At 50.4% G+C, this 25,129-nt stretch carries 19 protein-coding genes; 6 read left to right on the plus strand and 13 right to left on the minus strand.

All coding sequences use genetic code 11. The features are described from left to right. Positions 1-9: 9 nt before the first annotated feature. The 3 genes from SYK_RS08835 to SYK_RS08845 are packed head-to-tail and all read right to left on the minus strand — an operon-like array spanning position 10 to position 5,843. On the minus strand, positions 10-3,183 hold the full coding sequence (locus tag SYK_RS08835) for a beta-phosphoglucomutase family hydrolase (RefSeq protein ID WP_281759898.1): 3,174 nt from the start codon (positions 3,181-3,183) through the stop codon (positions 10-12). Between the two features lie 26 nt (positions 3,184-3,209). Continuing rightward, positions 3,210-4,421 carry a trehalose 6-phosphate synthase gene (locus tag SYK_RS08840; protein WP_281759899.1) on the minus strand — a complete coding sequence of 404 codons (1,212 nt, stop codon included), beginning with the start codon at positions 4,419-4,421 and terminating at the stop codon, positions 3,210-3,212. Positions 4,422-4,433: 12 nt separating this feature from the next. Then, positions 4,434-5,843 carry a DUF4139 domain-containing protein gene (locus tag SYK_RS08845; protein ID WP_281759900.1) on the minus strand — a complete coding sequence of 470 codons (1,410 nt, stop codon included), beginning with the start codon at positions 5,841-5,843 and terminating at the stop codon, positions 4,434-4,436. 254 nt (positions 5,844-6,097) lie between these two features. Here SYK_RS08845 and SYK_RS08850 point away from each other — a divergent pair, with 254 nt between their 5' ends. Next, positions 6,098-7,078 carry a GGDEF domain-containing response regulator gene (locus tag SYK_RS08850; protein ID WP_281759901.1) on the plus strand — a complete coding sequence of 327 codons (981 nt, stop codon included), beginning with the start codon at positions 6,098-6,100 and terminating at the stop codon, positions 7,076-7,078. A gap of 148 nt (positions 7,079-7,226) precedes the next feature. Here the strand turns inward: SYK_RS08850 and SYK_RS08855 are convergent, their stop codons facing one another. The 4 genes from SYK_RS08855 to lpxK form a co-directional block, all read right to left on the minus strand. Further along, complete coding sequence (locus tag SYK_RS08855; protein ID WP_281759902.1) at positions 7,227-7,391, minus strand: hypothetical protein; 165 nt, start codon at positions 7,389-7,391, stop codon at positions 7,227-7,229. Between the two features lie 230 nt (positions 7,392-7,621). Then, positions 7,622-8,284: a LexA family transcriptional regulator gene (locus tag SYK_RS08860; protein WP_281759903.1), complete on the minus strand. Its 663-nt coding sequence runs from the start codon at positions 8,282-8,284 to the stop codon at positions 7,622-7,624. A 155-nt stretch (positions 8,285-8,439) separates the two neighbouring features. Next, positions 8,440-10,638 (minus strand): ribonuclease R, encoded by a 2,199-nt coding sequence (gene rnr, locus SYK_RS08865; RefSeq protein WP_281759904.1) that lies wholly within the window; start codon positions 10,636-10,638, stop codon positions 8,440-8,442. 9 nt (positions 10,639-10,647) lie between these two features. Next, positions 10,648-11,742: a tetraacyldisaccharide 4'-kinase gene (gene lpxK / locus SYK_RS08870; protein ID WP_281759905.1), complete on the minus strand. Its 1,095-nt coding sequence runs from the start codon at positions 11,740-11,742 to the stop codon at positions 10,648-10,650. A 184-nt stretch (positions 11,743-11,926) separates the two neighbouring features. Between lpxK and SYK_RS08875 the strand changes: the two genes are divergently transcribed. After that, positions 11,927-12,922, plus strand: a complete 996-nt coding sequence (locus SYK_RS08875) for an ABC transporter substrate-binding protein (protein ID WP_281759906.1) — start codon at positions 11,927-11,929, stop codon at positions 12,920-12,922. Between the two features lie 71 nt (positions 12,923-12,993). Here the strand turns inward: SYK_RS08875 and SYK_RS08880 are convergent, their stop codons facing one another. The 6 genes from SYK_RS08880 to SYK_RS08905 form a co-directional block, all read right to left on the minus strand. Continuing rightward, on the minus strand, positions 12,994-13,725 hold the full coding sequence (locus tag SYK_RS08880) for a Bax inhibitor-1/YccA family protein (protein ID WP_281759907.1): 732 nt from the start codon (positions 13,723-13,725) through the stop codon (positions 12,994-12,996). Positions 13,726-13,844: 119 nt separating this feature from the next. Then, complete coding sequence (locus SYK_RS08885) at positions 13,845-14,276, minus strand: YccF domain-containing protein (protein ID WP_281759908.1); 432 nt, start codon at positions 14,274-14,276, stop codon at positions 13,845-13,847. 57 nt (positions 14,277-14,333) lie between these two features. Next, complete coding sequence (locus SYK_RS08890) at positions 14,334-15,482, minus strand: YibE/F family protein (RefSeq protein ID WP_281759909.1); 1,149 nt, start codon at positions 15,480-15,482, stop codon at positions 14,334-14,336. 65 nt (positions 15,483-15,547) lie between these two features. Continuing rightward, positions 15,548-17,038: an alkaline phosphatase gene (locus tag SYK_RS08895; protein ID WP_281759910.1), complete on the minus strand. Its 1,491-nt coding sequence runs from the start codon at positions 17,036-17,038 to the stop codon at positions 15,548-15,550. A gap of 535 nt (positions 17,039-17,573) precedes the next feature. Beyond that, positions 17,574-18,503 (minus strand): calcium/sodium antiporter, encoded by a 930-nt coding sequence (locus SYK_RS08900; RefSeq protein ID WP_281759911.1) that lies wholly within the window; start codon positions 18,501-18,503, stop codon positions 17,574-17,576. Between the two features lie 36 nt (positions 18,504-18,539). Next, entirely contained in the window at positions 18,540-19,604 is a 1,065-nt protein-coding gene (locus tag SYK_RS08905) for a tRNA(5-methylaminomethyl-2-thiouridylate) methyltransferase (RefSeq protein WP_281763255.1), read from the minus strand. 255 nt (positions 19,605-19,859) lie between these two features. Between SYK_RS08905 and recA the strand changes: the two genes are divergently transcribed. The 4 genes from recA (at position 19,860) to rpsI (ending at position 24,960) form a co-directional block, all read left to right on the plus strand. Further along, the gene (gene recA / locus SYK_RS08910) at positions 19,860-20,906 is read left to right on the plus strand and encodes a recombinase RecA (protein WP_281759912.1); all 1,047 of its coding nucleotides are present in this window, start codon (positions 19,860-19,862) and stop codon (positions 20,904-20,906) included. An 84-nt stretch (positions 20,907-20,990) separates the two neighbouring features. After that, on the plus strand, positions 20,991-23,630 hold the full coding sequence (alaS, locus tag SYK_RS08915) for an alanine--tRNA ligase (RefSeq protein ID WP_281759913.1): 2,640 nt from the start codon (positions 20,991-20,993) through the stop codon (positions 23,628-23,630). A gap of 499 nt (positions 23,631-24,129) precedes the next feature. Next, a complete protein-coding gene (gene rplM, locus SYK_RS08920; protein ID WP_281759914.1) occupies positions 24,130-24,558 on the plus strand; it encodes a 50S ribosomal protein L13 in 429 nt (142 codons plus the stop codon). A gap of 12 nt (positions 24,559-24,570) precedes the next feature. Further along, positions 24,571-24,960 carry a 30S ribosomal protein S9 gene (gene rpsI / locus SYK_RS08925; RefSeq protein WP_431194109.1) on the plus strand — a complete coding sequence of 130 codons (390 nt, stop codon included), beginning with the start codon at positions 24,571-24,573 and terminating at the stop codon, positions 24,958-24,960. Positions 24,961-25,129 lie beyond the last annotated feature (169 nt).

Consider the following 25,129-nt stretch of genomic DNA (forward strand, 5'->3'; position numbering starts at 1 on the left):
AAATCCGTACTATGCAGAACGAGACCGTCTGGCCTCCACTGTCATACCGGGCTTGAGCTTATACGGTTTGCCAAAGATTTCCACAGGAACAACCTTGTCACCCTTGTGATAGGCGGTCATATTTACACGATCCGGCTCAATTACAAGATCAAACCAAATGGATCGCCAGATGAAGCTAAAACGCATTTCCCCCCAATGCGCAGGCAATTCAGGATCAACCCGCATGGGCGAACTTGACATGTTGAGTCCGGCGAAATCCTGTTTAAGCACTTCGAGCGTTCCGGCCATCACACCGGTATGAACACCTTCAATGGTTGTCCCTCCCTGTGTGTCGCGGATATCACTTTCCATAGCCTCCATGAACCAATCCCATGATATTTCACTGGAATAGATATAGCGAGAAATAACCGCGTGCACAACCTTGGACAGTGTCGACCCGTGACTTGTACGCTGTTCGTAAAAGTCATAATTATCCTTGAGCAGCTTGAGTGGGTCCTCCACTTTGTGTCCAAGCTGATTGAGAATCCGCGCCACTTCTTCAGGCTCAAGGATATACCATGTCATCAACGTATCAGCCTGCTTGGCTACCTTGTAATGATCAGGGTTATCCCCTTCCGCTTTAAGGATGCGGTCCATTCGGTGGATGGAATAGAACCTTTTACGATACCCTTCCCAATCCAGTTCATCCAACCCCATATACCCTTCGAACTGACTAATGATGCCGTCCTCGGTCATAATGACATTGAGTTGCGTAGTCATAGCCCGCCACTTGGCAATGTCCTCGTCGGTCAAACCAATTTTGACAACCATTTTCTCCCGCACCTTGAGCGGCAGTTGTTCCAATATTTCAAGCGATTTTTCCAAAAGCCAAACAACTAGGATATTTGTGTACGCATTGTCACGCACGCCCTGCTCATCACTTCCGGGCAAAGCCTCATGAAACTCATCAGGTCCCATGATTCCTTCAATATGGTACTTACTCGTGCTTTCCTCAAAAGTTGCAATACCGCCCCAAAACCGGGCAATATCAAGCATCATTTCAGCGCCATAATCCGTCAGGAACCGCTTGTCATTCGTACAGGATATATATCGCCATGTATTGACGAAGACAGCAATGGAGACATGTCGCTGGCGTCGGGAAAGGTCCGGCCCCCAATCCTTCGATTCAGGGTTGTAATGGACTTCCTGCGTTTCCTCGGAGCCATCATCTGCGGTCTGCCATGGATACATCGCACCAGTATACCCATTTTCCTTGGCGTATTCACGGGCCGCGTCAAGTCGGTTGTATCGGTACAAAAGAAGAGCCTTGGATATTTCCGGGAAATTCGCGTCATAAAACGGCTGTATATAAACTTCGTCCCAGAAAATATGACCTCTATATGCCTCACCGTGCAACCCTCGAGCAGGCATACCGGCATCACGATCGACGTTATGAGGACTGGCCGTAACCAGAAGATGGAAAATATGCAGTCGGAGCACACGCTGAACAAACCGGTCACCAGTCACGCGTATATCTGCCTTCTGCCACAACGCCTTCCAACTCTTGGCATGCGGACCAAAAACACCCTTGAATGTCTTGGCACCCTTCAGCCCGTCGAGACACATCTCCTTGAGATTCCCCGGTTCGCGATCAAGCGAAGTCCGCACATACACGAACTTCTCCAAAGAATACCTGTGATTTTCATGCACAAAGACTTGCATTTCCTCGGAAATCTTAGCCCGATCCTGAAGAACATCCTTGCGTACATCCAATGGTTTGCCATCTTCCATGACCCGCGACTTGGCCGCCATGACGACTTGATATCGCGAATGAGATGTCTCGGTATGCAGGAATATGCCATCACCAGCCTTACCACCGCCCACACGATTCAAATGCAAGGTGTTGAGGCTGGAATACCGAGCCACACCGTCGTTCTTTACATTGCCGTCCAAAGAGCAACGAACCGTGGCTTTTGCCGAATAGTTGAGCGGTGTAAAATCAAATTTGAGAGCCAACAGATGAGGATCAGCCATGGAGGCCACGCGACGAGACGAGATACGAGAAATCCGGCCCACTTGGTCTTTGACCACCAAATGCCGTTCCATGACACCTTCACGCATGTTCAGCCGATGCGCGTAACTCAAAATTTCCATGGACAACGGACTGACAAACTCACCGGACCCGATTCTAAAAGACACGGGCAACCAGTTCGGACAATTAACGAAATCATTATTCCAGATTTCACGGCCCTGCACTTCGCTCGGCGTCTTGTTAAACACACCGGAAATGTAAGTGCCTGGATAAAAATAATAAGATGAACATTCACACTCATATGCACCGCGTGTACCGAGATAACCATTCCCCACGGTAGTCAGTGTTTCACGCAGCTTTTCGTCGCCCGGATCGAAACCATGGTAACTGAGATACCACTCATCCGTGGCCATGCCACTTTCAAACCAATCCAGCAGATCTTCCACGGTGATTTCACCAAGGTCTGAGACAACCCAGTCCGCGCCAAACCGTTTAAGCATCTCGCCCTGAATATTTCGGGCCACGCCAAGCGTCATGCCGAAATTCCCTTTGCATCCGGCCTGCACACCGGAAATAGCATCTTCAACCACCACACATTCACCGGGATTCAGACCCATATTCTTGGCGGCAGTCACAAAAATATCTGGTTCAGGCTTGCCCTTCAGCCCTTGATCTGCCGAGACTACACCATCAACAACAGTTTCAAAAACATCCTCTAACCCAGCCAAACCAAGTACTAACTTCCCATTTCGGCTGGATGTGGCAAGCCCCACGCGAACACCCTGTTGCTTGAGATTCTCAATGAGGTCTACAGACGTTTGAAAAACTTCCGGCCCTTGGTCCTTGAGAATTTTCTGAAACAGTTCGTTCTTCCTATTACCTATTCCGCACACGGAATCCAGACTCGGCGGGTCTTCCGGTGTCCCCGGCGCTAGCCGAATATTCCGGGACTTGAGGAAACTCAACACGCCCTCGAATCGAGGTTTACCGTCAACGTAATTGTGATAATCCCCGGTCCGGTCAAACGGCTCAAAGGGAATATTGGCTTGCTCGGCGTTTTGTTTCAAAAACTCGTTAAACGCAGTTTCCCACGCCTCGCCATGAATTCGTGCAGTCCTGGTGATAACCCCGTCCAGGTCGAAGACGACACCTTTTAGAGTGATTGCAGACACGGATCGCTCCTTCAAAGCTGAGTTGTTTATCGCATAGCAGGGCTCATCGTGCCCAAAATGGTGACCAACATATCCGGTTCGGGCACGATCAACGCACCACGAGTCAACCCGGTTATGCGTTTGGCCAATTCCTCGTTTTTTGTGACGTATATAGCTCGGACGTCGGAGGTCAGTTCCAGAGCGGCTTCCAGCATAGGGACATCCGAACCTGTATCCCCGCAGATAAGATGCGGTCCCCGATACATCTGGAGATCCAACTCGGAATTAAGAAATTTTACACCGTCACCTTTGTCAAAATCCTTGAGACCATCACCGGATGTTTCCACAGTGAGAATAATCTCCACATCCAGTCCGGTATCCTCGATACGAAAGTTTTTCGACTCCGGGTCCAGCTCGGCAACCAGAACTTCAAGGATCTTGAAAAAAGCATCTGATTCGGCAGCATTAATCGACGTGCCGATATCCTGCCGAGCCACGGTAGATTGACCAAATTTAAATTGCAGACCGGAGCCGATATAGGTGAATTTCTGATATTCTGGTCGGTCTGTCAGTTCTGTTAAACGCGCATTCAGACAGTCCATGGCCTCTTGTTTGGCTCTGGGAATAGGTAACCGGCGAATACGACCTTCCAAGTCCAGACACTCCCGTCCCTTGGATGCGGCGTAATACATCTCACTTTCCGGGTTGACGCTGATTTCAATCAACCCATCAAGTGGTGCAGAAGTCAGGATTACCGGCCTACGAGCATTATTTTGCGCAAACCGTGTCAGAAAAACGGAATTATAAATGGACTGAATTGACGTCAGATACCGTGCACAATAATTGTTGATAGTTCCGTCGCGATCAGTGATAAACGCGTTGAAATCAAGCCCGTGAAGCAACTCCCGACCAGCCTGCACGTATTCATCAAATCCGGAGTGAAAGTCCGAAAGAAACTCCAAAAAAGTTTCCTCCCCCTCTTCCAAATAAAAAATATCCTTCCGCATTTCATTGATTTCATACTCCATATCAAGCGCAATGGTCCGCGTCCCATCCAACGACAAAATCTTTTTCCCATCCTCTTCAGGAACGGCTTCCAAAGATTCCAACGCATGACTCAAGGATGCCGCGGCCTCGTCCACCACACAGTTGCCATCCAGAAGTGATGCCACAGTCTTGAACCGCACCGTCCGGGTAGCGGCCATAAGATCATAGAAATCCTTAAGCGTTTTCAATGCAACAGACGTGATATCCGGCATAAGCCATCCCCTCTAATAATCAATCCTAACCGTGTAATTGATGGATTTTCCTTCCGTACCCTTGGAAGGCAACAGCGACGTGAGCGCAAATTCAATGGATCCCGAGTCGGCCTCGGTGTATTCAACATCAGCAGACAATATTTTCCATGAACCCGGAAAGGATTCACGCAATGTCAGATCCTGCGGCGTAGACTTGCCGTTCTTGACTGTAATTTTCCAACCTATTTCAAAGGCGTTCTTCCCCACTTTTTTAAAATGCGTCTGTGTACGCTCAACCTTCACATCAAAAGAGCGGCCAAGCACAAGACGAACTTCATTCCCGACCGCTGTGTGGTTAAGACGCGTCTCCCCAGCCAACAGCTGTGTACCGTCCATAGTGGGCATAAAAACACGAACCACCCCGCCAGGCATAGGACGACCAAGTTTGCCGACCTCGGTGTTTTCAAAAGACAACGCCAACTCGACAGGTTGTGAAACCTTGCCATTTCGCTGACCGGGGCCACTATGAAAACGACTTGTCAATTCCTGCTGCACAGGAAGATCAACCGCAGAAAACAAACCAACCTGTTTGGACCCTTGAGATGGCAACGAAATATACCGGCCAACTGAATATACGTGATATTGAGAAAAAGATTCTTCCGAGGCATAGCCCCCCGCACCGTCCATAGACGCGGACTCCATAGCCATAACGCCCTTGTTACGGGCCATTCTGGGAGCAGGTGCGCGTTGAACATCACCAGCAACCAATCGAACATCAGCGCTTTTAAATGCACGCCCAGAAGCGTTTGTCACCGTAGCCCACGCATCCAAATCGGCCATTGTACCGGACTTACTCAAAGTCATGGTATAATCCGCGTGCCAATTCACCCCACCCATAAGATAACTCAAGGAAACATTCTTCTTTCCTTCTGCAACGTTCTGTGTGGTCAAGGTCAATGTCGGTTCCGTATCAAAATCCTTGGGGAGTTTTGGCAGAAGCACTGCTTCAAAATTACCCACATACACCTCATTACCCACAGAAAAAACAGGCTGTCCCTTATTGGAAAGCAACGTGGCCTGTCGTAAAATGCGCGCATTTGCATCTGACGGATCAGGAAGAATCACTGACAATTCCTTGCCGACATAGGCATCGAGAAGATTCCCAGCTGTGATTGGATGGTAGCTGTATTCAACGTCATTAACCGTCATCCCGTCAGCCGCTGCCCGAACCGATGCAGGCTCTAAAGTGGTAGGGATATCGGTAAACACAACAGCGGCAGGGCCTTCCGGGAGCGTAACAACACGTGTTTCTCGGACCAGTGCCCGACCAGAATTATAGACAGCGATAAATGCACCACTGCCATTCGCATGGGCCATGCACGGGATAAGAGAGAGTGTGAGCGTGAAAAGAATAATGAGAACACCAGATTTCAGCCGAGTCATCGAGCCTCCGGACGTAAGTGGTCAATACTTATATAACAGTAATATCCCCTTACCGAAGAAGATACACTGCACAATTCTTTTTTGCAAAATAATAACAAAGATTATCACCACAAAAACTAATCCCCGATTACAGCGGAGAATAAAGCATCTTGTAGCACCTCAGCCATTCGCTTAAGATTATACCAACTATTTGTATTCATGTCACATTTACTGACTCGCCAAAAGTCTGGATATTTGCTAGACAAAAATGAGCTATGAAAATTCTCATTGTCGATGATTCACCGTCTACGGTGGACCAACTTACTGCAATCCTTCACGGTGCAGGGTACCGGGATCTCTCCGCTGTCACGACACTGGAAGAGGCTCTCGACTCGCTTTCATTAGCCGCCAAAATAGAAGTCCCCATAGACCTCGTCCTTCTCGACCTTGATATCGCCGCCACCAATGGCATAGCCGCCATATTGTCCATAAAATCTCATAACGAATTTCAAGATATTCCCATCATCGCAATCACCAAAGATGACGGCACAGCGAACCTTGACCAGGCCTTTGCAGCAGGTGCATCCGACTACATTGTCAAACCACTTGGCAAGACGGAACTTCGAGCACGAGTCCGATCCGCTCTGCAATTACGGCGAGAAATGATCAAACGAATGATGCGCGAACGGGAACTTGAACAACTGGCTCGTAAATTGGAGCGCATGTCTAATCAAGACGGACTGACGGAACTGGCTAATCGACGATGTTTTGATGACGCCCTTGTTTGCGAATGGGTCCGCAATGGACGTGAGGATCAACCGCTAGGGTTGTTGATGATCGATATTGATCATTTCAAACAATACAATGATGCACTCGGTCATGTGAACGGAGATGGTTGTCTTTACGCCGTTGCCAAAGCTCTTCAAAATGCAGTGCATCGCCCAGGCGATCTGGTCGCTCGGTACGGCGGCGAAGAATTTGCCATCATTCTTCCTAATACCGGATATAAAGGTGCCAAAGCCGTGGCGGACAACATCCACGAGAACCTCGCAAAAACAGCTCTTGGACATCCAGATTCCACTGTTGGCTCCAATGTTACCGTCTCAATCGGTGTGGCATCCGGGATTCCAACCTGTGAATCTTCCCCCGAGCACCTGCTTCAGGCGGCTGATAGTGCCCTCTATCAAGCCAAAGAATCTGGCCGCAACAGGACCGAAGTCATTAATCTTCCCAGCCCAAAATCTCTGCGGCAATAAAAGCTCAGCCCCCTCCCTTGCGACATGGCTCCGTTTTCCGAATGAAAAACGAGGACCACACGTTCCGGGGAGTCACGCATGGCCCTCATTCAACAGGGATGGACAAACAAGCCCGCAGGGTTCGGGAGTCTGTCGGAAATATCAAAAATTATCGAAGGAAATGAATGGAGAGATAACTCCCGCAACAAGGACAAACCTTGACGGGGGATACGATTACGTCATCTTCAACGATAACCGCTTCCCAGGGAATAAAACCATCAAGAGTGTATTGAACCATCAGCCTGTGACCGCACTTGCAAAAACGTTCCTGCATGACTCTCTCCTTGAAACATCGCGCCTTGACGCGTTTGTTGTTCTTTTCGACTCAACGTGGCTTTTTAATAAACAGCCTCTACCCATTTTGTCAACTATAATTTTACATTTTGTTGGCTTTTACAAGACAACACCTATGCTATACATTTTGATTAACAATATCAGATAAATAAAAAATCCCCGCAACGAATTTTCGTTACGGGGATTTTGATGTTTTATAAAAAATCAGAACTAGCGATATTCTCTGGATGCCCACAGAACCTGCCCGATGACGCGAACATTATTCAATTCGTCACCCGATAGATGGATAGGAGAATAATCCACATTGTCACTCCGGAGAACCAAAGTACCGGGCAGTCGCTCCACCCGTTTGACCATGACAGTATCCTCGACACCAACGGCGTAGATACCACCGGAAAGCACATCGGAACGAGCTTGGTCAATAAGAACCATATCCCCTTCCTTAATCTCCGGCTCCATGGAGTTACCGATGACTTCCATGAGGACCATATTGGCCGGATTCCCCCGGCTTTTCAACCAATCAGAACGAAAAGAGTAATACCCTTCAACCATTCCATCGGTTTCAAACGACCCGCCACCGGCACACAACCGAGCGCGTACCTTGGGCACTTCCTCATAGGAGGCGCCGTCCTCTTCAACTGCTGCGACGGCTGCCTCGGAACGAGGATAACCCTTGCCTTTTTCCAACCAGAGCGGATTCAATCCAAACCGGGCAGACAGATCAAGTATCCATCGTGCAGGGATGGATTCTTTCTTTTTGGCAAGGGATACCGCGGCCCGCCCCACGTTCAATTCACGGGCAAGCTGCGATTGATTTCTAATTTCTGTTTCCGAACACAGCCTCTTGAAAAAAGCTTCGAATCCGTTCGTCATTGTTGCGCCTTAGTTAATATATAGTGTTGCTCTATGAGAATAGTGTTTAGTCAAAATAAACTTATGCGTCAACCAAAAATATAATCTGTAGCAAATGGGCCCGTCTGAATACAAAAACAAAAGAACAAATGCCTTCTGAAAGTTTAAGAAACGCTCTATTCAATCAAATCCTTATAATCCACGGCTGCGGCCTCCACGGATTTAAGGCTGAAATTGAGTTCCAGACGTTCCAGATGAACCTCATCGAGCACGACCTCCACAGGCTGTCCAAGGGCAAAGGCTCGACCTGACCGTTCGCCAACAAGTATTTCCCGCTGAGACCAATACGTGTAATAATCATCGTCCATGGAGGAAAGACGAATAAGTCCTTCGGCCATGACATCTTTCAACTCCACGTAAAACCCGAAGTCCGTGATGTGAGAAACAACCCCATTAAAAGATTGCCCAACCTTGTCCCGCATAAACAGCACAGTCACTCGTTTGAGTATTTCGCGTTCGGCGTCCATGGCGATACGTTCGCGACTGGAGATATGGTTCGCTATATTTTGCAATTTTTTCTGGCCGGAAATGGGAATCTTGACTGCGGAATCACTGTCGAGGCTGATAGCCGTCTTGAGCAAACGATGGACAACAAGATCAGCATACCGGCGAATCGGCGATGTAAAATGTGCGTATTCCTCACTCGCCAAGCCGAAATGGCCCTCATTTTCCGGAGAATACTTGGCCTGTTTCATCGAACGAAGCAACATGCGGTTGACCACATATTCCTTGTCTGTGCCACGCATGGATGCCACGAGCATCTGAAGTTTTTTAGGCGTTATCTCCTTGGGCATGACAACACTTTTGTCTGTGCGGGAAAGCATGCGAAACAGATTTTGCAATTTCCCTTCATCGGCATGTGGATGAATACGGAACAGGCACGGCAAACCCCGCTCAATAAGATGATGCGCCACGGCCTCGTTTGCCGCGACCATGAATTCCTCAATAAGCTGATTAGCAAAAGAACGTTGTTTGGGTCGGATTTCCGACACCTCGCCAGCAGCATCAAAAAAGACTTCCGGTTCTGGCAAATCAAAATCAAGGGAACCGCGTTGACTCCGTAGTTTATTAATCTTTCGAGCCAGTTCTTCGGCCAATTCCAACATGGGTACCACTGGTTCAATTTTTCGCCGCGCGTCTTCATCACGGTCAAGAATTGCCTGTTTTACCTGAGTATATGTCAGTCGCGCATGACTCTTGATGACAGCCTGACAAAACGAGGCGGAACGAGTCCTACCGGATTCATCTGTGTCCATGCACACGACCATGGTCAGCCTTTTTACATCGGGATTCAACGAACAAAGGCCATTGGACAACCGCTCAGGGAACATGGGTACAACAGACCGGGGGAAATAATAGGAATTGCCGCGCTCAAGGGCTTCCTTGTCCAAAGGCGTTCCTTCAGCCACATAATGGGCCACGTCCGCGATGGCGACCCACAAACGATAACCCTTGTCCAGTCGCTCTACCAAAACGGCATCATCAAAATCACGGGCTGTTGCGCCATCAATGGTCACAAATTGCTTCTCTGTAAGGTCGCGACGCCCAACGAAATCCTTTTCAGACGGCTCACAGGGCAAGCCTTCTGCCTGACTCTCGGAGCCAGAGGGAAATCGGGTACGGATATTGTGATTGGACTTGACCAACGCTTCCTGCACCGCAATATCGACTTCCGAGCCTAGAAGCTCCGTGATTTCGCCCTGCCACATTGTCGGGTCCATCTTTTCACCGGGGACACAAATAACAATATCACCGGGTTTCAATTCGAGGGACTCTTCCTTGAGGGTGCAAATAATCCCAAACGCCAGCTTGGGGTCGCTGGGCCGACACAGCCACTCGTCGCCCATCTTCTTGATGACTTTTGCAGGCAGGGTTTTGCGCCCCCGCTCCAAAATACGAACAATACGGCCCTCGGCATTACGGCCTTTTTTTGGCTCGCCGAGCACTGACACGACAACACTATCACCGTGCCACGCCTCACCAATATCCCGCTGATTGATGAAAACATCCTTGCGCCGGGAGTCTTCCGGTATCACGAAGCCAAACCCCTGCCGCTGGATTTCCAGCCGCCCGGTAATACAATGCATGGACTCAGCCAAACCATATCCACGTCGAATACGAATAAGCTTACCTTGCCGCACAAGATCCTTGAGCAGATCCTTGATGATATGCTTATCCCTCTTCTTGAGCCTAAGCTGACGAATAACCTCAGCTCGCGACATGGGGCGTTGCACTTCTTTAAACAGCTTGAGAATAACACCCGCATACAAAGGCGGCGTGCTTGGACGAGGCTGATTGCGTTTTTTTTTAGGCATGACAGCCTCCTATATGCGGGCCTTATCTTTGAGCCGCGCGTCAATAATTTCAAACCGTCGATTCCACCATGCTTCAAAGTCGGTATCATCGCCAAGAGTGGATGGACCAAACTCCAAATGGAGATCAAACTCCCAAAACTCCTCGGTGCACAACGGCCCGAGTTTGACCGCATCCTTAGGTGTACACAAGACAGCCTTACATCCTGCCTGGCGAGCCTTGGTGGATATCTCAAGCGCATCTTTCTTCGAGTACGGATGATGGTCCTTGAAAATCATATGCTGCAACGGCGGATATCCAAAATATCCCGTAGCCGTATGCTTGACTTGCTCAGGGTCACCAACGCCTGACACAAGCAAGTATTGTCCTTTATCAAAGTCACGCGCCGAATCACCGCCCAGCAAATGGCGCACGCCCGTAGGCATTATCTGAAAGCTGAAAACCGGCTTGAAAAACTGACTCAGATGTCGGTCGATGAACGGCGTGAGAGCTTCAAATCCCAAAGGACCGATCTTGATCATAAACGCATCGGCTCGGGCGAGGGCTGACTCTGGTTCGCGCCACGATCCGGCAGGGATAACACGATTCCAGCCTTCCATCAGGTCTTCCGGCTTAAGCAAAACAAGATTGCAATGCCGTTTGACCGCCATATGCTGAAAACCGTCGTCCAAAATAACAAAATCAGGATTGAACCGCTCCATAGCGGCTTTCCCAGCCCGAATGCGATTAGGATCCACCATAATACGTGCTTTTTCATTGGAACGGGCCAGCATGAGCGGTTCATCACCCGATTCCTCGGCCAAGGCCCCAGACTGCACGTGATATGGAAGCGACGTAGGACGCGCTCCGTAGCCTCTCGTGAGCAAGACACTTTGCAATCCATGCCGTTCAGCCCAGCCAAGAAGCCAATCGGCCACTGGGGTCTTGCCCGTGCCACCCCAGCCTATGTTGCCCACGGAAACAGTCGGCACCGAAGGTTCCCATCTCCGCATAAAACCACGATGAAACAGCGTTTCACGTATACGCATAACTCCGCCGTACACCCAGCCAAAAGGCTTGAGCACGGGAGCAAGAATATTCTGTAATTCAGTCACTGATTCAGACATGATACTCCATAAAAATATAAAAAAGCACAGGGTGAATCATACGTCCCTCTGTTACCCGTGGCAAGGCGCAAGTGAACAGGCCAAAAGAAGCCAACGCCAGAATTATACTATGACAACAGAGCCATCTTACGTATATAAAAAACAGAATTAGCAAAAGGATGACAAAAAGCAAAAAAGGCCGCACATGCTCAAAATAATCTGCATATACATCATCGCTTTACTTCTCATGACCACTTCAGCCATTGCCGACATGCCTCGTGTTTTCGTCATCAACAGCTACCATAAAGATTTTCAATGGGTTGCAGAGCACAACGCAGCACTGAAACGGGGGCTCAAGAATGTCGCTTCTCTCTCATTCTTCGACCTGAACACCAAAAGAATTCCTCGAAGCGAATTCAAAACGGCCAGAGATCGTGCCATCCAAGAACTCAAAACCATTAAGCCCAAAGTCGTCGTCATAACAGATGACGATGCCCTCAAACTTCTTGGAAAACGTATTTCGGATTTGCATATTCCAATTGTGTATCTCGGCATCAATGCAAATCCCCGCGACTACCACGTTCTTGACCATCAGGTGACAGGTGTCCTTGAGCGCCCGCTCTTCAAACGTTCAATCGTTTTCATCCAGGACATACTTCACGGAGGCCTTAAAAAATGTCTGGTCCTCTACGACAACAGCACCACTGCTTATGCCTCGCTCGACTCGGTCTTCGACAACCAACAGAATCTCAGATTCGCTGGTACAGAGACTAACATCCGGCTTATAGACACGCTAAAAGATTGGCGTGAAGCCGTTCTTTCCGCCAAAGATCATGGATATAACGCCATGATTGTCGGACTCTATCACACCATCGTCGACGAGGATGGAAACCACGTGCCTGATGAAAACGTAATCCGGTGGACTTCTGCCAACAGCCCTATCCCGGTTTTTGGCTTTTGGGATTTTTCCATTGGGAAAGACAAGGCTCTCGGTGGGTTGGTTCTTGCCGCAGACCCCCAGGGATGGGAGGCTGCAAAACTGGTTAAACGCATTTTGGAAGGAGAAAGAGCCTCCGACATAGAACCTGTCATAGCGGAAACAGGGCGATTTATATTCAGTGATTACGAGTTAAAACGATGGAACCTCAGCAGACCAGTTCATCTAACCGTTCCATCCATCACCATACGACACGTCGAATAACATACGCAAAAAAGGCCGCACCCGATTGAACGGATGCGGCCTCATTTGGTTTTCAAGAAGACTGTATGAAATTACTCGCGGTTCCCCAAAAGTCTGAGCAACATCAGGAACAGGTTGATGAAGTCCAGATACAGGGTCAGAGCACCGAGGATGGTACCACGCCGAATGGCTGCAGAATCATTCATCGGGACAGTCTCGCCCATGGTCTTGAGCTTCTGCGTGTCATAAGCGGTCAGGCCAAGGAAGATGATCACACCGATAACCGAAATAGCGAACGCCATAGCGGAACTCTGCAGAAACATATTCACGACCATGGCAATAACGATACCGATCAGCCCCATGAACAACAGGCTGCCCCAGCTGGTCAGATCCTTTTTGGTGACAAGTCCGTAGATGGACATGGTACCAAACATGCCAGCGGTGATAACAAACGTGGAAGCCACGGATTCAGCGGTATACGCGAGCAGAATCGGGGTCAAGGTCAACCCGTTCAGGCCGGAATAAAGCATGAACAAAGCAGTGGCCGTGGCCGGAGCCATGGTCCTGATTTTCGCGCCCAGATAAAAGACAATGCCCAGTTCGGCAAAAAGCAAAATAAAGACCAGAGTCGACATGCCCACGGCACCGGTGGCGGGGTCAACAACGAAAAACATCTGCATAAGAGTCTGAGACTGGGTAACGGCAAAGGCGACCAAAGCGGTCAGGCCAAGGCCTGCGCTCATCCAGCCGTAGACACCACGCATGAAGGCATTGACAACTTCGGCACGGGAGCCGGTTTGTTGCATGCTGGGATATTGAGCCATTAAATTCCTCCGAATTAATATCAGATAATAGCCGGGATAATCCCGGCGACTGGTGCATATGTAAGCAGGTTTTCGCCCTCTGGCAAGAGGGGTGCACCACTTTGCACAAACGTTTTTGATTACTTTCTGACGCCGTACAACCGCTCCGCATCTTCCACGGTCACGGATGTCATTCCAATAGGAGCCAGAGTGGCGCCCGCAAGCTTGAGATGCTGCCATCCCCATGGAATACCAATAATGGTGATGAAACAACCAAGCGAGGCCATGATATGACCGATGCACAACCACCAACCAGCAAAAATGAACCAGATAATGTTGCCGAGCATTCCCCAATCCGAGGTGCCTACATCCTTTTCACCGGTCACGATATCGCGCCGAATAAGCGTGCGTCCAAAGGGAATCAAAGCAAATTTTGCGATAACGAAAGCAGACCGCGCCCAAGGCAGTCCGATAATGGAAATGGCCATCAAACATCCGGCCAGAAACCAGCCCAAAGCCATGAAAAGGCCACCGATGACCCACCAGATGATATTACCGAGAACTGAAAGCATTGAGACTCCTTGCACGATTAGTATTCACCCATGGTGTCGCCTATACAAACGCATTCGTCAATGGTTCAATCCACCTCGGTCTTCTTTACCCACTAAAAGCATACCACCCACGACAGCCGTGAACGGGGCTACCGTAACCAGTCCAAAGCTACCCACCAATGTCTTAAGCACCTCGGCAGCCACATACACAAAATTGAACGTGGACCCCAGCGGAATACCCTGAGCCATAAATGCCATAAGCAATGTCACATATCCACCGGAATAGGCGAGCAGCAACGTGGTGGTCATGGTGCCGACAACAGCCCGCCCCACGCGGATACCAGACCAAACAGCCTCCACCCTCGAAATCCCGGGTTTCTTGGACACGACCTCCCCCATGGAGGCGGCCACATCCATAGCAAGGTCCATGACCGCACCACTTGAAGCCAAAAACACTCCGGCCATAAAAATACGTGTCAGGTCCAAATGACCGTACCCCGCATACAGCAGGGTTTCGGCAAAAGGCATCACGGCCCCGTGCACATGAAATTTACTCGTAAAATAGGCAGCCAACGCACAACTGGAAATCACGCCAAGAAGCGTCCCGATAAACGCGGTCAATCCTGTACGGTTGAGACCCGCTACCATAAAAATGATCACGCCACTGAGCAGGGCTACTACGCACAGAGCGAGCCAAACCGGATCAGTTCCCTTGAGCAAAAGCGGCACGAGTACTTTCCAGATGGTCATGCCGGTAAAGATAAATGAAAGCAGTGCCTTCAGGCCTGTCATTCCGCCAAAAAGTATCAATAATCCGGCAAACAAGCCAAGCAGGAGCAATTCCAGACCCAATCGATAATGTGCTTGCGGATTGACAAAGATGACTTCGCCGTCCTCGCCAATGGTCAGAACGACATAGGCAGTGTCACCGACCCGAAAGTCCTTGTCTCGATCCATCTGACCGAGAAGCTGATTCAACCCGTCAAACTCCTGTCCTGAATAAGGACCGTCGAGCATACGCAAAGTCACGCTCTGCTCGCCTGTACGGATCATGCCAAGTTCCTGAATATTTTCGTTGTCCACGCCCACCACTTCGGCAGTGCAGCGAACAGCATCCTCATCCTTGTTTTTCTCAAAACCCGTCGGGACAAAATACAAGGCCGTGGCAAGGATGGTAAAAATGCCGATGAGTAACCAATCACGAGATTTTTTGCTGGGAGAATACATGCTTTCCTTGAAAAAAACGGGCGGACCGAACGTGTCGATCCACCCGTAAATGTCGAGAGTTTGATCTAGTTGGCAGCCATCTGCATCTTGCCGGAATTCACATACTGCGGCTTGGCCTTCAGGCCCATGAGAGACATGATCTTAGTGGCGATATCAACGTTGTCATAGCTGCCATTAAAGGAAGCGGAACCAACGCCGATGGCAGAAGTGGAAACCGGCACGCCCGTGTGCTTGTAAGAAGTCCAGCCAAGGCCGGCTTTCTGGTTGAGCACATGGGTGATAGCTACTGCAATAGGCTCATATTCGCCGTACATGATGTATTCCGAACCACTGGCCTTTTCCTTGCCTGCCATTGAACGATCAAAGGCAGTCTTGATCTCGGCAATCTGAAAATCTGCCAAAGCCAAAGCGTCCTTCTTGGGATCGCCGGAAAACTTCAGGCCGAAGTTTTTGGTGATGACAGGCTTCATGGCTTCGAAGTTACCACCCTTCTTTTTGAAATCGGCAAAGATTTCGTCTGTGAATTTCTGGAAGGAGACTTTCTGCTGACCCAGAATTTCAAAATGGGAACCATACTTGGTTCCGGCAAAGCCAAGGGTCAGCCCGCCGCACTCGTGGTCACCGGTCACAACAATCAAAGTGTCTTTCGGGTGTTTTTTATAGAAAGCCAGTGCCTTTTGTACGGATTCGTCAAAGGAGATGGTGTTCAAAATGGACGCGGTGGCGTCGTTTGCATGACACGCCCAGTCGATTTTTCCACCTTCAACCATCAGGAAAAAGCCCTTGTCATTGTCGAGCATTTCAATGGCCTTGGACGTAAACTCAGGCAGGGTGATATCCTTCTCGGTCATATCCATGACATAGGGAAGCGCTTTGCCATCCTGCAGCCATTCGTTCCAAGCCAGAATTTTCCCGTCACCGGGCTTGATGGCCATGAAGTCTTTCTTGTTATTAATGATGGTGTACCCATTGTCTTTGGCAATCTTGAGGGCATCACCCTGCGGAGCCTTGGACTTCTTCCCTGCGGGGTCTTTCAAACCACCACCGGCAAAGAAATCGAAACCGGACTTGGCAAGGGCCACATCGATTTCATGATACATTTTGCGGGTCTTAACGTGAGCATAGAAAGCAGCCGGGGTAGCGTGATCAATGGACACGGAAGAAACGATGCCGACCTTCTTGCCCTGCTCCTTGGCCATTTCAGCAATGGTCTTGACCGGCTTAAAATCCGGGTCCACGCCAATATAGTTGATGTTGGTTTTGATACCGGAAGCCAAAGACGTGGCCGATGCAGCGGAACCGGTAATGAAACGATTGGCAGCAAAAGTCGTGGTGATGCCCTGCGCAGGCATGGCATCAATAGCCAGCTTTTTACCAGTATAGGCAGCAGTCGCGGCACGTTGAGGCAACCCCATGCCGTCACCGACAAAGAGAAATACGTATTTAGCTGTTTTTGCTTTTGCATCGGCAGACTTGACTTGTCCACCAACCATGAACGTGACGGCCAAAATGAGCACCAGTGCACATTTTGCAAAACTTTTTCCCATAATAATCATTGTTCGACCTCCTCAGGACGCAGTGTTTTTATGTTGGATTCATAACTACCCCCAAAAAGTTACGAATCCGTGTTGCATTGAGGAGGAACTGTCACCGAGGAATGGCAAGTCTGTGACAAATAACTATGGAACAACCTTGATTATCATTCTTTAAAACCACAAAAAAAAGACCACCCAAAGGTGGTCATCATAAATGTATCATCAAACTAAAAACGTCTTTACTTCTCTCGTCCAAACTCCCCCCCCCCCGACGCCATGAGGCTTGGGAGAGTGGTGTAGATGCGAGGTGGAAGGGGGCGTGGTTGCCACAACCCCCAGCACGGCGAGGACAACCATAACGCTTCCAACTGCGCAAATGGTTGTTATCGCGAATTTTAAAAAGGTATCCCCGATGCCGTGAGGCTTGGGAGAGTGGGGCAGATGTGCATTTTCTCGGGCGCAGTTTAACCGGAGGCGTAGCCTAGCTACGGTGAGGATTAAACAAAGCCCGAAAAATGTGCAGATGGCCCGCTATCGCAAGCCGAGTAACAAAGCATTACGCCATGAAGTCGCGTGCCCAACGAACGAGATTGATGGCGATCAGGAGCGCTCCTTCCCAACGGGAAACCCGCCAGCCGGTGCGCAACAAAATCAAGACCAATCCAACCATGCCCACCAGCACGATAAGGCCACTGGATGCCTCTGGAGAAACAGGCAACGGCTTGAGTAGGCAAGTCAGGCCAAGCACTCCGGCAAAGTTAAAAAAATCGGACCCAATGAGATTACCAAGCAGCATCTCATTCTTGCCTTTGACTGAGGCGGCAAGACAGGTGACAAGCTCAGGCAGACTGGTTCCGGCGGCGACAATGGTCACCCCGATAACCCAGGAAGAGACACCAAGCGTTGTGGCAATGGATGTGGCCGCAGACACCATGAGATGGCCGCCCATAGCGATGGCCGCGAACCCGCCGATAAGCAACACATAATCCAGCCATTTCACAGTCCGGTCCTTGAGCTCTTCCAACTCATCTTCACCCGGAGATTCGCGATTCATGCCAAGATAAACAAGATAGCTGATGAGCAAAGCCATCAACCCGGCGCCAAACCAACGTCCAAGCTCGCCCACAAATGACACGGCGAGAATGCCTGCGGTGGTCAAAAACAACAGTAGGCCATCGCGATAGACAACGGTCCTGTTGGATACCAACGGCTTTATCATGGCCATAAGACCGAGGATAAAACCAAGATTAAAAATATTGGACCCCACCACATTGGACAGGGAAATGTCGTTGTGCCCACGGAAAGCGGCATTCATGGTCACGAGAAATTCCGGCGCCGAAGTACCGAGTGCGACAATTGTCAGTCCGATAACCAGTTCGGACACGTTGTATTTACGGGCGATAAGGGCGGCCGAAGTCACGATCCAGTTGGCGCCAAACCAGAGTAGAACTGCGGCAGCGCAAAAGGTGATGATGTCTATAGTCATTAAATATATATATGCTATGCGAATGAATGGAGCAAGCTAGGCTTCGGAATCAGCCTGTGACTTTTTCCATTCCTTCACGATTTCGGGCTTGGGTTCGGCCCACTCAAAAACATTTTCGCGGGTCGGGGCAATCTTCACACTTTCAAAGGATGTTCCACGTTTGACCGTAACACCGATCTTTTCACCTGTAGCTTCAAAATGCTTCCGGGCCTTACCGGAATAGGAAGCCATAAGCGCGGCCGCATCATGCACAGCCTCCGTACTCCAATCTCCTGCCACAGGACGACCTACAGCAAGCGGACCTGGAAAATTTTCCACTTTAAACACATAGTCAGCAGGCTCAATACAAGATTCGATCTGCAAATTGTCTTCTGCAGTGCGGCCAAAAGTCAACCAATGGGTTCCGGCCCAATACTGACGACCAGCACGGGCCAGAGAGAAATCAGTGGCAGACGGACGCTCACGGTGCATGAACAATTTGACGAACCGGCCGGCCCCGGAAGCCTCGGTCAAACAACACCCGCCACCGGGGGTGGGAATTTCGGTAAATCCATACTGTTCGGCCAAAGCATACTGCGGCTTGCGACCACGCCCGGACCAGTCAAGGAGACGTTCACGGTCTACCAGACCAGACTCTTCCATAGGGGTAGGATTCAGATTCTTCGCGCTCAAAGGCCGAAGCAAAACGTCCCGGACATGCGCCCGTTTAGTGATGAGATTGAGGGCATCTGCCCGCTGACTCATAGGCCGCTGGCCCACCACCTCACCGGAAATAAGAAATTTAGCCTCATATTCAGGCAACAGCTTCACAGCGTGTGAAAGCATGGTAATTTTACAATCAATACACGGATTGAGCCACTTGCCGTACCCCTGAGAAGGACCATCCAGCATCATGTTTACATAGTGTTGCCGGATATCGACTTCCACGGCATCGATACCGTAGTGTTCTTTCCAAAAAGGAATCAATTCCGGTTTGCCAAAAAAAGGTGTGACAAAGTGCAAACCGAGCACTGTCAAACCCTGGTCCATCACGGTCCGTATAGCCAGAATCGAATCCAGGCCACCGGACAACAACGCAAGCGCGTCATAGTGTTTATTCATATCCGCCATGGAAGCGACCACTATGTTAGATCGGTGACAAGGGCAAGAATTTTACGATCCCCTACTCGCCACACCTTTTCGTTCAAGAAAACACAAAACGATCAACCTTCTCATATCATCCCGATTTAACGCAGCAAGTAACTATTAACGCACCCCTTTTTTACCATATATATGATTGTTGCCCACCACACGCGTATCTGGTATTTGAACATGTTGCTCAATTGTTGCCGCCTGAAAATCCCGGAGGATAAATATATGGCTCGAAAAGCCGTTGATCCTGATGTCCTGCGCAAAGAGGCGCTCGGCACTGCTCTGACTACCATTGAACGCAAGTTCGGCAAAGGTTCGATCATGCGTATGGACGGCGAAGCGTCCCACTCCATCCCTGCCATCCCGACCGGCTCCATCGGCCTGGATATAGCGCTGGGTATTGGTGGCGTACCACGCGGTCGCGTTATAGAAATTTACGGCCCGGAATCATCGGGTAAAACCACACTGGCTCTGCATATTATTGCTCAAGCCCAAAAAGCCGGTGGTAATGCCGCGTTTATTGACGCCGAGCATGCCCTCGATCCCGGCTATGCGAAACGACTGGGAGTCCTGACAGACGATCTACTCATTTCCCAGCCCGACTACGGCGAACAGGCTCTTGAAATCGCAGACTTGCTCGTCCGTTCCAGCGCAATTGACGTCGTGGTTATCGACTCCGTTGCCGCACTCATTCCCCAGGCCGAACTCGAAGGGCAGATGGGTGAGACACAGGTCGGCGGTCAGGCACGGCTCATGTCCCACGCGCTCAGAAAGTTGACCGGCACCATTCACAAATCCAACTGTGTGGTCATCTTCATCAACCAGATTCGCATGAAGATCGGCATGACCGGCTACGGCAACCCGGAGACGACTTCCGGCGGCAACGCACTCAAATTCTACGCCTCCTGCCGTCTCGACATCCGCCGCATCCAGACCCTGAAGGACAAGGACGAGGCGTATGGCATCCGCGCCCGCATCAAGGTCGTCAAAAACAAGGTCGCCCCGCCCTTCCGTCAGGCTTTGGTAGACGTCTTGTACGGCCAGGGTATCAGCCGTACGGGCGAACTTATCGACATGGGCGTGGAGCACGGCATCATCGAAAAATCCGGCTCCTGGTTCGCCTATGGTTCTGAGAAACTCGGCCAGGGCAAAGAAAACGTTCGTCAATTGTTAGAAGACAATCCTGACATGGCCGCATCCATTGAAGAGAAACTGATGACTCATCTCGGGTACCGAGACGAAGTCGAAGAAGCCGGAGACGCCGGCAAATAAAATGTTTTTAGCCCAGATAAAACGCCTCGGGTCCGTGTCTCGAGGCGTTTTTAACTGGAAATCATTTTTTGGAGAATTTGCGAGATGAAAGCCAACGAAATCCGTCAACGGTTCCTTGAATACTTCGAGAAGAACAGCCACGCCATAGTGGAGTCTTCACCGCTGACCCCCAAAGACGACCCGAGCCTGCTCTTCACCAATGCAGGCATGGTCCAGTTCAAGAAACTTTTTCTGGGCCAGGAAAAACGTGACTACAACCGCGCTACCACTTCGCAGAAATGTCTGCGCGTGGGCGGCAAGCACAACGACTTGGAGAACGTGGGTCGCACCGCACGCCACCACACATTTTTCGAAATGCTCGGCAACTTCTCCTTTGGCGATTACTTCAAGGAAGACGCCATCAAGTTCTGTTGGGAATTCCTCACCGAAGAACTGAAGCTCGACAAAGAACGCCTCTATATTACTATATATAAAGATGACGACGAAGCAGGCGAACTTTGGAAGAAAATCGCAGGTGTCCCTGAAGAGCGTATTTTCAAACTGGGCGAAAAGGATAACTTCTGGTCCATGGGCGACACCGGCCCCTGCGGTCCCTGCTCCGAAGTCCACTTTGACCAAGGCGAAGAAGTTGGCTGCGGTCCGAATTGCGGTATCGGCAAATGTGACTGTGACCGCTATCTGGAAATATGGAACCTCGTGTTCATGCAATACGATCAAGCCGAAGACGGCACTCGCACCGATCTGCCCCGCCCGTCCATCGACACAGGCATGGGCCTTGAGCGTATCGCTGCTGTGGCACAGGGCGTAGCCTCGAACTATGAGACCGACCTGTTCCAGTCCATCATCCAGTACACCGCTGATCTTGCTGGTGTGAAATACCGCCAGTCCGAAGAGATCGACACCGCGCTTCAGGTCATTGCCGACCACTCACGCGCCATTGCCTTCTTGATCCCGGATCAGGTTCTCCCGTCCAATGAAGGACGTGGATATATTTTGCGCCGTCTCATTCGCCGTGCCTATCGCTTCGGCAAACTCATGGGCCTTAAGGGCTCCTTCCTGTGGAAAACCGCTTCCAAAGTCGTTGACGACATGGGCGGACACTACAAGGAACTGGAAGAAACCCGCGACTTCATGATCGAAGTAGTCAAAGGTGAAGAAGAGGGCTTTGCCAATACCTTGGACAAAGGCCTTGAAATGCTCGAAGAGGAACTGGCTGAACTGAAAAAAGTCAAGGCCTCCATCGTTCCCGGCGAGACCACTTTCAAACTTTACGACACGTACGGCTTCCCCATCGACATCGTACGCGACATCGCAGAACAGCATGGCATGGGCGTTGATGAAACCGAATTCGACAAATTCATGCAGGAGCAAAAAAAACGCTCCAAAGCCGCATGGAAAGGCTCCGGCGAAAAAGACATCGCTTCCACCTTCCAGACACTCCTGGAACAGGAAGTGACCTCTGAATTCTCCGGCTACGAAACCATGGCTGACCAGTCTGACATCGCCTACCTGCTCACTCTTAATGGCAAAATTGTCGACACTCTGCCCGATGGCTCGTCCGGCTGGATAGTCGCGAAGTCCACGCCGTTCTACGGTGAATCCGGCGGCCAGACCGGAGACACTGGCTCCATTGCTGCTTCCGGCGGCAAGGCTGACGTTCTCGAAACCGTGAAACCTTCGCAAAAACTGACCGCTCACAGGGTAACAGTAACAGAAGGGACATTTTCCACGGGCGACACAGCGTTCTTTAACGTTGATCGCTCCCAACGTTTGGCCACCATGCGTAACCACACGGTAACTCACCTGCTCCATGCCGCCCTGCAAAAAGTTCTGGGCGACCATGCAAAGCAGGCCGGTTCACTAGTCGGCCCGGATCGTCTGCGCTTTGACTTCACGCACATCAAAGGGCTGTCTCATGACGAACTCGCTGAAGTGGAAGCCATCGTAAACCAAAACATTCTCGACGCCATTCCGGTAGACCGCTCAGTTATGAGCATCAAAGAAGCTCAGACCAAGGGCGCAACCGCCCTGTTCGGCGAGAAATACGGCGACACCGTATCCATCATCGAAGTTCCTGGCGTATCCATGGAATTCTGTGGAGGCACACATCTGGATAATACCGGCATTGCCGGAACATTTATCATTACTGCCGAGGCCGGAGTGGCCGCAGGTATCCGCCGCATTGAGGCTGCGACAGGCCATAATGCTGTAGCTTATCTCAACGAACGTCGCGAAGCCGTTGCCGAAGCCGGAGCCATGCTCAAGGCCCAGCCCGCAGATCTGCCCAAGAAGGTCAAGGACCTCCAAAAGCAAGTCAAAGATATGGCCAAGGAGATGAAATCCTTGCAGGCCAAGCTCGCATCCGGCGCGGGCAGTGACATGATGAGCAAAATTGAAGATATCAACGGAGTAAAAGTTCTGGCTGTTGAACTGGAAGCCCCAAACATGGGTGTCATGCTGGAACAGATGGACGCCTTGCGCTCCAAGATTGATTCCGGTGTCATCTGCCTCGTGGCAGGCCATGACGAAGGTAAGGTCTCGGTCGCACTTGCAGTGACTAAAGACCTGCATAACCGGTTCAAGGCTGGCAACCTGATCAAACAGGTAGCAGGCGAAGTCGGCGGTGGCGGCGGAGGCCGTCCCGATCTGGCTCGTGCAGGCGGCTCAAACGCTGCAGGCATACCGAACGCCATTGCCAAAATAAAAGAACTGATCGCAGAATAACAGCTCCTATAAAGAAAAGCCCCTCACATCATTGAATGTGAGGGGCTTTTCTTTTTCATACGTATTATTGTTATTGACCCAACAAAATCAAATTTGCTTCATGAGCAGGTTCCACTTCATGGTGGCAACCAGCTACAGCACCGACGAGCATAACGAGCACCACTGCACACAAAAGAAACTTTTTCATAGGACTTTCCTCACTTAGGTTTCAAGAAGAGTAACATGCAGTTCTCTTCAACGCAAAACGGTTGTTTGAATAAACGAGGCCTCCCTCCCTTGACGACTCAAAGCAGAAAAAACTTGTCACTTGACGTGATCTATGGCACAAGCATCCTCCCGGTTAGAAGAACCGGCGTGTTTGAGACGTCCCGTTACAAATTGTCCCAGATGCGCACCATCTTCTGATCGCGCGATTATAAATAATACGTTGCATGAGGGTTGACATGTGCATTTCATATGCGTAGAAGTCCCCCTCTTAGTTTGCGCAAGGAGCAATTTTATGAAGACATATAGCCCGAAGCCGGAAGACGCGAACCGCGAATGGTTCATCGTCGACGCCACGGACAAGATCCTGGGCCGTCTGTGCACCGAGATCACCACTCGTCTGCGCGGCAAGCACAAGCCTGAATTTGCCCACCACATGGATATGGGCGACTTCGTGATTGTCATCAACGCCGACAAGATCAAGGTCACTGGCCAGAAGCTGGACAAAAAGATGTACTACAAGCACACCAATCATCCCGGTGGTCTGAAAGAAAAGACCCTCCGCGAGATGTTGGCCATCAAGCCTGAGAACGTCATCACCGCCGCTGTCAAAGGCATGCTGCCCAAAAACCGCATTGCCGCTCAGCAGATCAAGAAGCTGAAGGTATACGCAGGTTCCGAGCATCCGCACGCAGCCCAGGCTCCCAAACCTTTGGATATTTAATCGGGGATTATCATGAGCGATTTCACTTACAGCACTGGTAAAAGAAAAAACGCCATCTCCCGTACCCGCCTCTACGCTGGTACAGGGCAGATCACCGTTAACGGTCGTCCTTTCGAGGACTACTTTCCCCGCAAGACCCTGCAAATGGTTGTTCAGCAGCCCCTGAAGCTGGTCAAGATGCTCGACAAGTACGACATCAAAGCCAACTGCTCCGGTGGCGGCGTATCCGGTCAGGCCGAGGCACTGCGCCACGGCATTTCCCGCGCCCTCTGCGAGATCGACCCTGAACTGCGCACCATTCTGAAGCCCGCCGGTCTCCTGACCCGCGATGCTCGTAAGAAAGAGCGTAAAAAGTACGGTCTCCGCGGCGCCCGCGCCAGCTTCCAGTTCTCCAAGCGTTAAGCCGAGAATCGGAATACAAAGACTATCAAAGGTCGGTACCCATTGGGTGCCGACCTTTTCGCGTGGACTTACACATCGATTCCATCCATTTTTTATCTCTCCCCCCTTCTCGACAACACACACCCTCAACGGGTGTCCACTGGACACCATACCCGATTTACGTTTTGGA

Origin of the sequence: Pseudodesulfovibrio nedwellii (assembly GCF_027923765.1) — a bacterium.
Taxonomy (GTDB): domain Bacteria; phylum Desulfobacterota; class Desulfovibrionia; order Desulfovibrionales; family Desulfovibrionaceae; genus Pseudodesulfovibrio; species Pseudodesulfovibrio nedwellii.

What these genes read in the sequence shown, in the direction of transcription:
- SYK_RS08840 (WP_281759899.1), bottom strand. Translation starts at nt 4,421, where the DNA reads ATGCCGGATATCACGTCTGTTGCATTGAAAACGCTTAAGGATTTCTAT.
- SYK_RS08845 (WP_281759900.1), bottom strand. Translation starts at nt 5,843, where the DNA reads ATGACTCGGCTGAAATCTGGTGTTCTCATTATTCTTTTCACGCTCACA.
- SYK_RS08850 (WP_281759901.1), top strand. Translation starts at nt 6,098, where the DNA reads ATGAAAATTCTCATTGTCGATGATTCACCGTCTACGGTGGACCAACTT.
- SYK_RS08855 (WP_281759902.1), bottom strand. Translation starts at nt 7,391, where the DNA reads ATGCAGGAACGTTTTTGCAAGTGCGGTCACAGGCTGATGGTTCAATAC.
- SYK_RS08860 (WP_281759903.1), bottom strand. Translation starts at nt 8,284, where the DNA reads ATGACGAACGGATTCGAAGCTTTTTTCAAGAGGCTGTGTTCGGAAACA.
- rnr (WP_281759904.1), bottom strand. Translation starts at nt 10,638, where the DNA reads ATGCCTAAAAAAAAACGCAATCAGCCTCGTCCAAGCACGCCGCCTTTG.
- lpxK (WP_281759905.1), bottom strand. Translation starts at nt 11,742, where the DNA reads ATGTCTGAATCAGTGACTGAATTACAGAATATTCTTGCTCCCGTGCTC.
- SYK_RS08875 (WP_281759906.1), top strand. Translation starts at nt 11,927, where the DNA reads ATGCTCAAAATAATCTGCATATACATCATCGCTTTACTTCTCATGACC.
- SYK_RS08880 (WP_281759907.1), bottom strand. Translation starts at nt 13,725, where the DNA reads ATGGCTCAATATCCCAGCATGCAACAAACCGGCTCCCGTGCCGAAGTT.
- SYK_RS08885 (WP_281759908.1), bottom strand. Translation starts at nt 14,276, where the DNA reads ATGCTTTCAGTTCTCGGTAATATCATCTGGTGGGTCATCGGTGGCCTT.
- SYK_RS08890 (WP_281759909.1), bottom strand. Translation starts at nt 15,482, where the DNA reads ATGTATTCTCCCAGCAAAAAATCTCGTGATTGGTTACTCATCGGCATT.
- SYK_RS08895 (WP_281759910.1), bottom strand. Translation starts at nt 17,038, where the DNA reads ATGATTATTATGGGAAAAAGTTTTGCAAAATGTGCACTGGTGCTCATT.
- SYK_RS08900 (WP_281759911.1), bottom strand. Translation starts at nt 18,503, where the DNA reads ATGACTATAGACATCATCACCTTTTGCGCTGCCGCAGTTCTACTCTGG.
- SYK_RS08905 (WP_281763255.1), bottom strand. Translation starts at nt 19,604, where the DNA reads ATGAATAAACACTATGACGCGCTTGCGTTGTTGTCCGGTGGCCTGGAT.
- recA (WP_281759912.1), top strand. Translation starts at nt 19,860, where the DNA reads ATGGCTCGAAAAGCCGTTGATCCTGATGTCCTGCGCAAAGAGGCGCTC.
- alaS (WP_281759913.1), top strand. Translation starts at nt 20,991, where the DNA reads ATGAAAGCCAACGAAATCCGTCAACGGTTCCTTGAATACTTCGAGAAG.
- rplM (WP_281759914.1), top strand. Translation starts at nt 24,130, where the DNA reads ATGAAGACATATAGCCCGAAGCCGGAAGACGCGAACCGCGAATGGTTC.
- rpsI (WP_431194109.1), top strand. Translation starts at nt 24,571, where the DNA reads ATGAGCGATTTCACTTACAGCACTGGTAAAAGAAAAAACGCCATCTCC.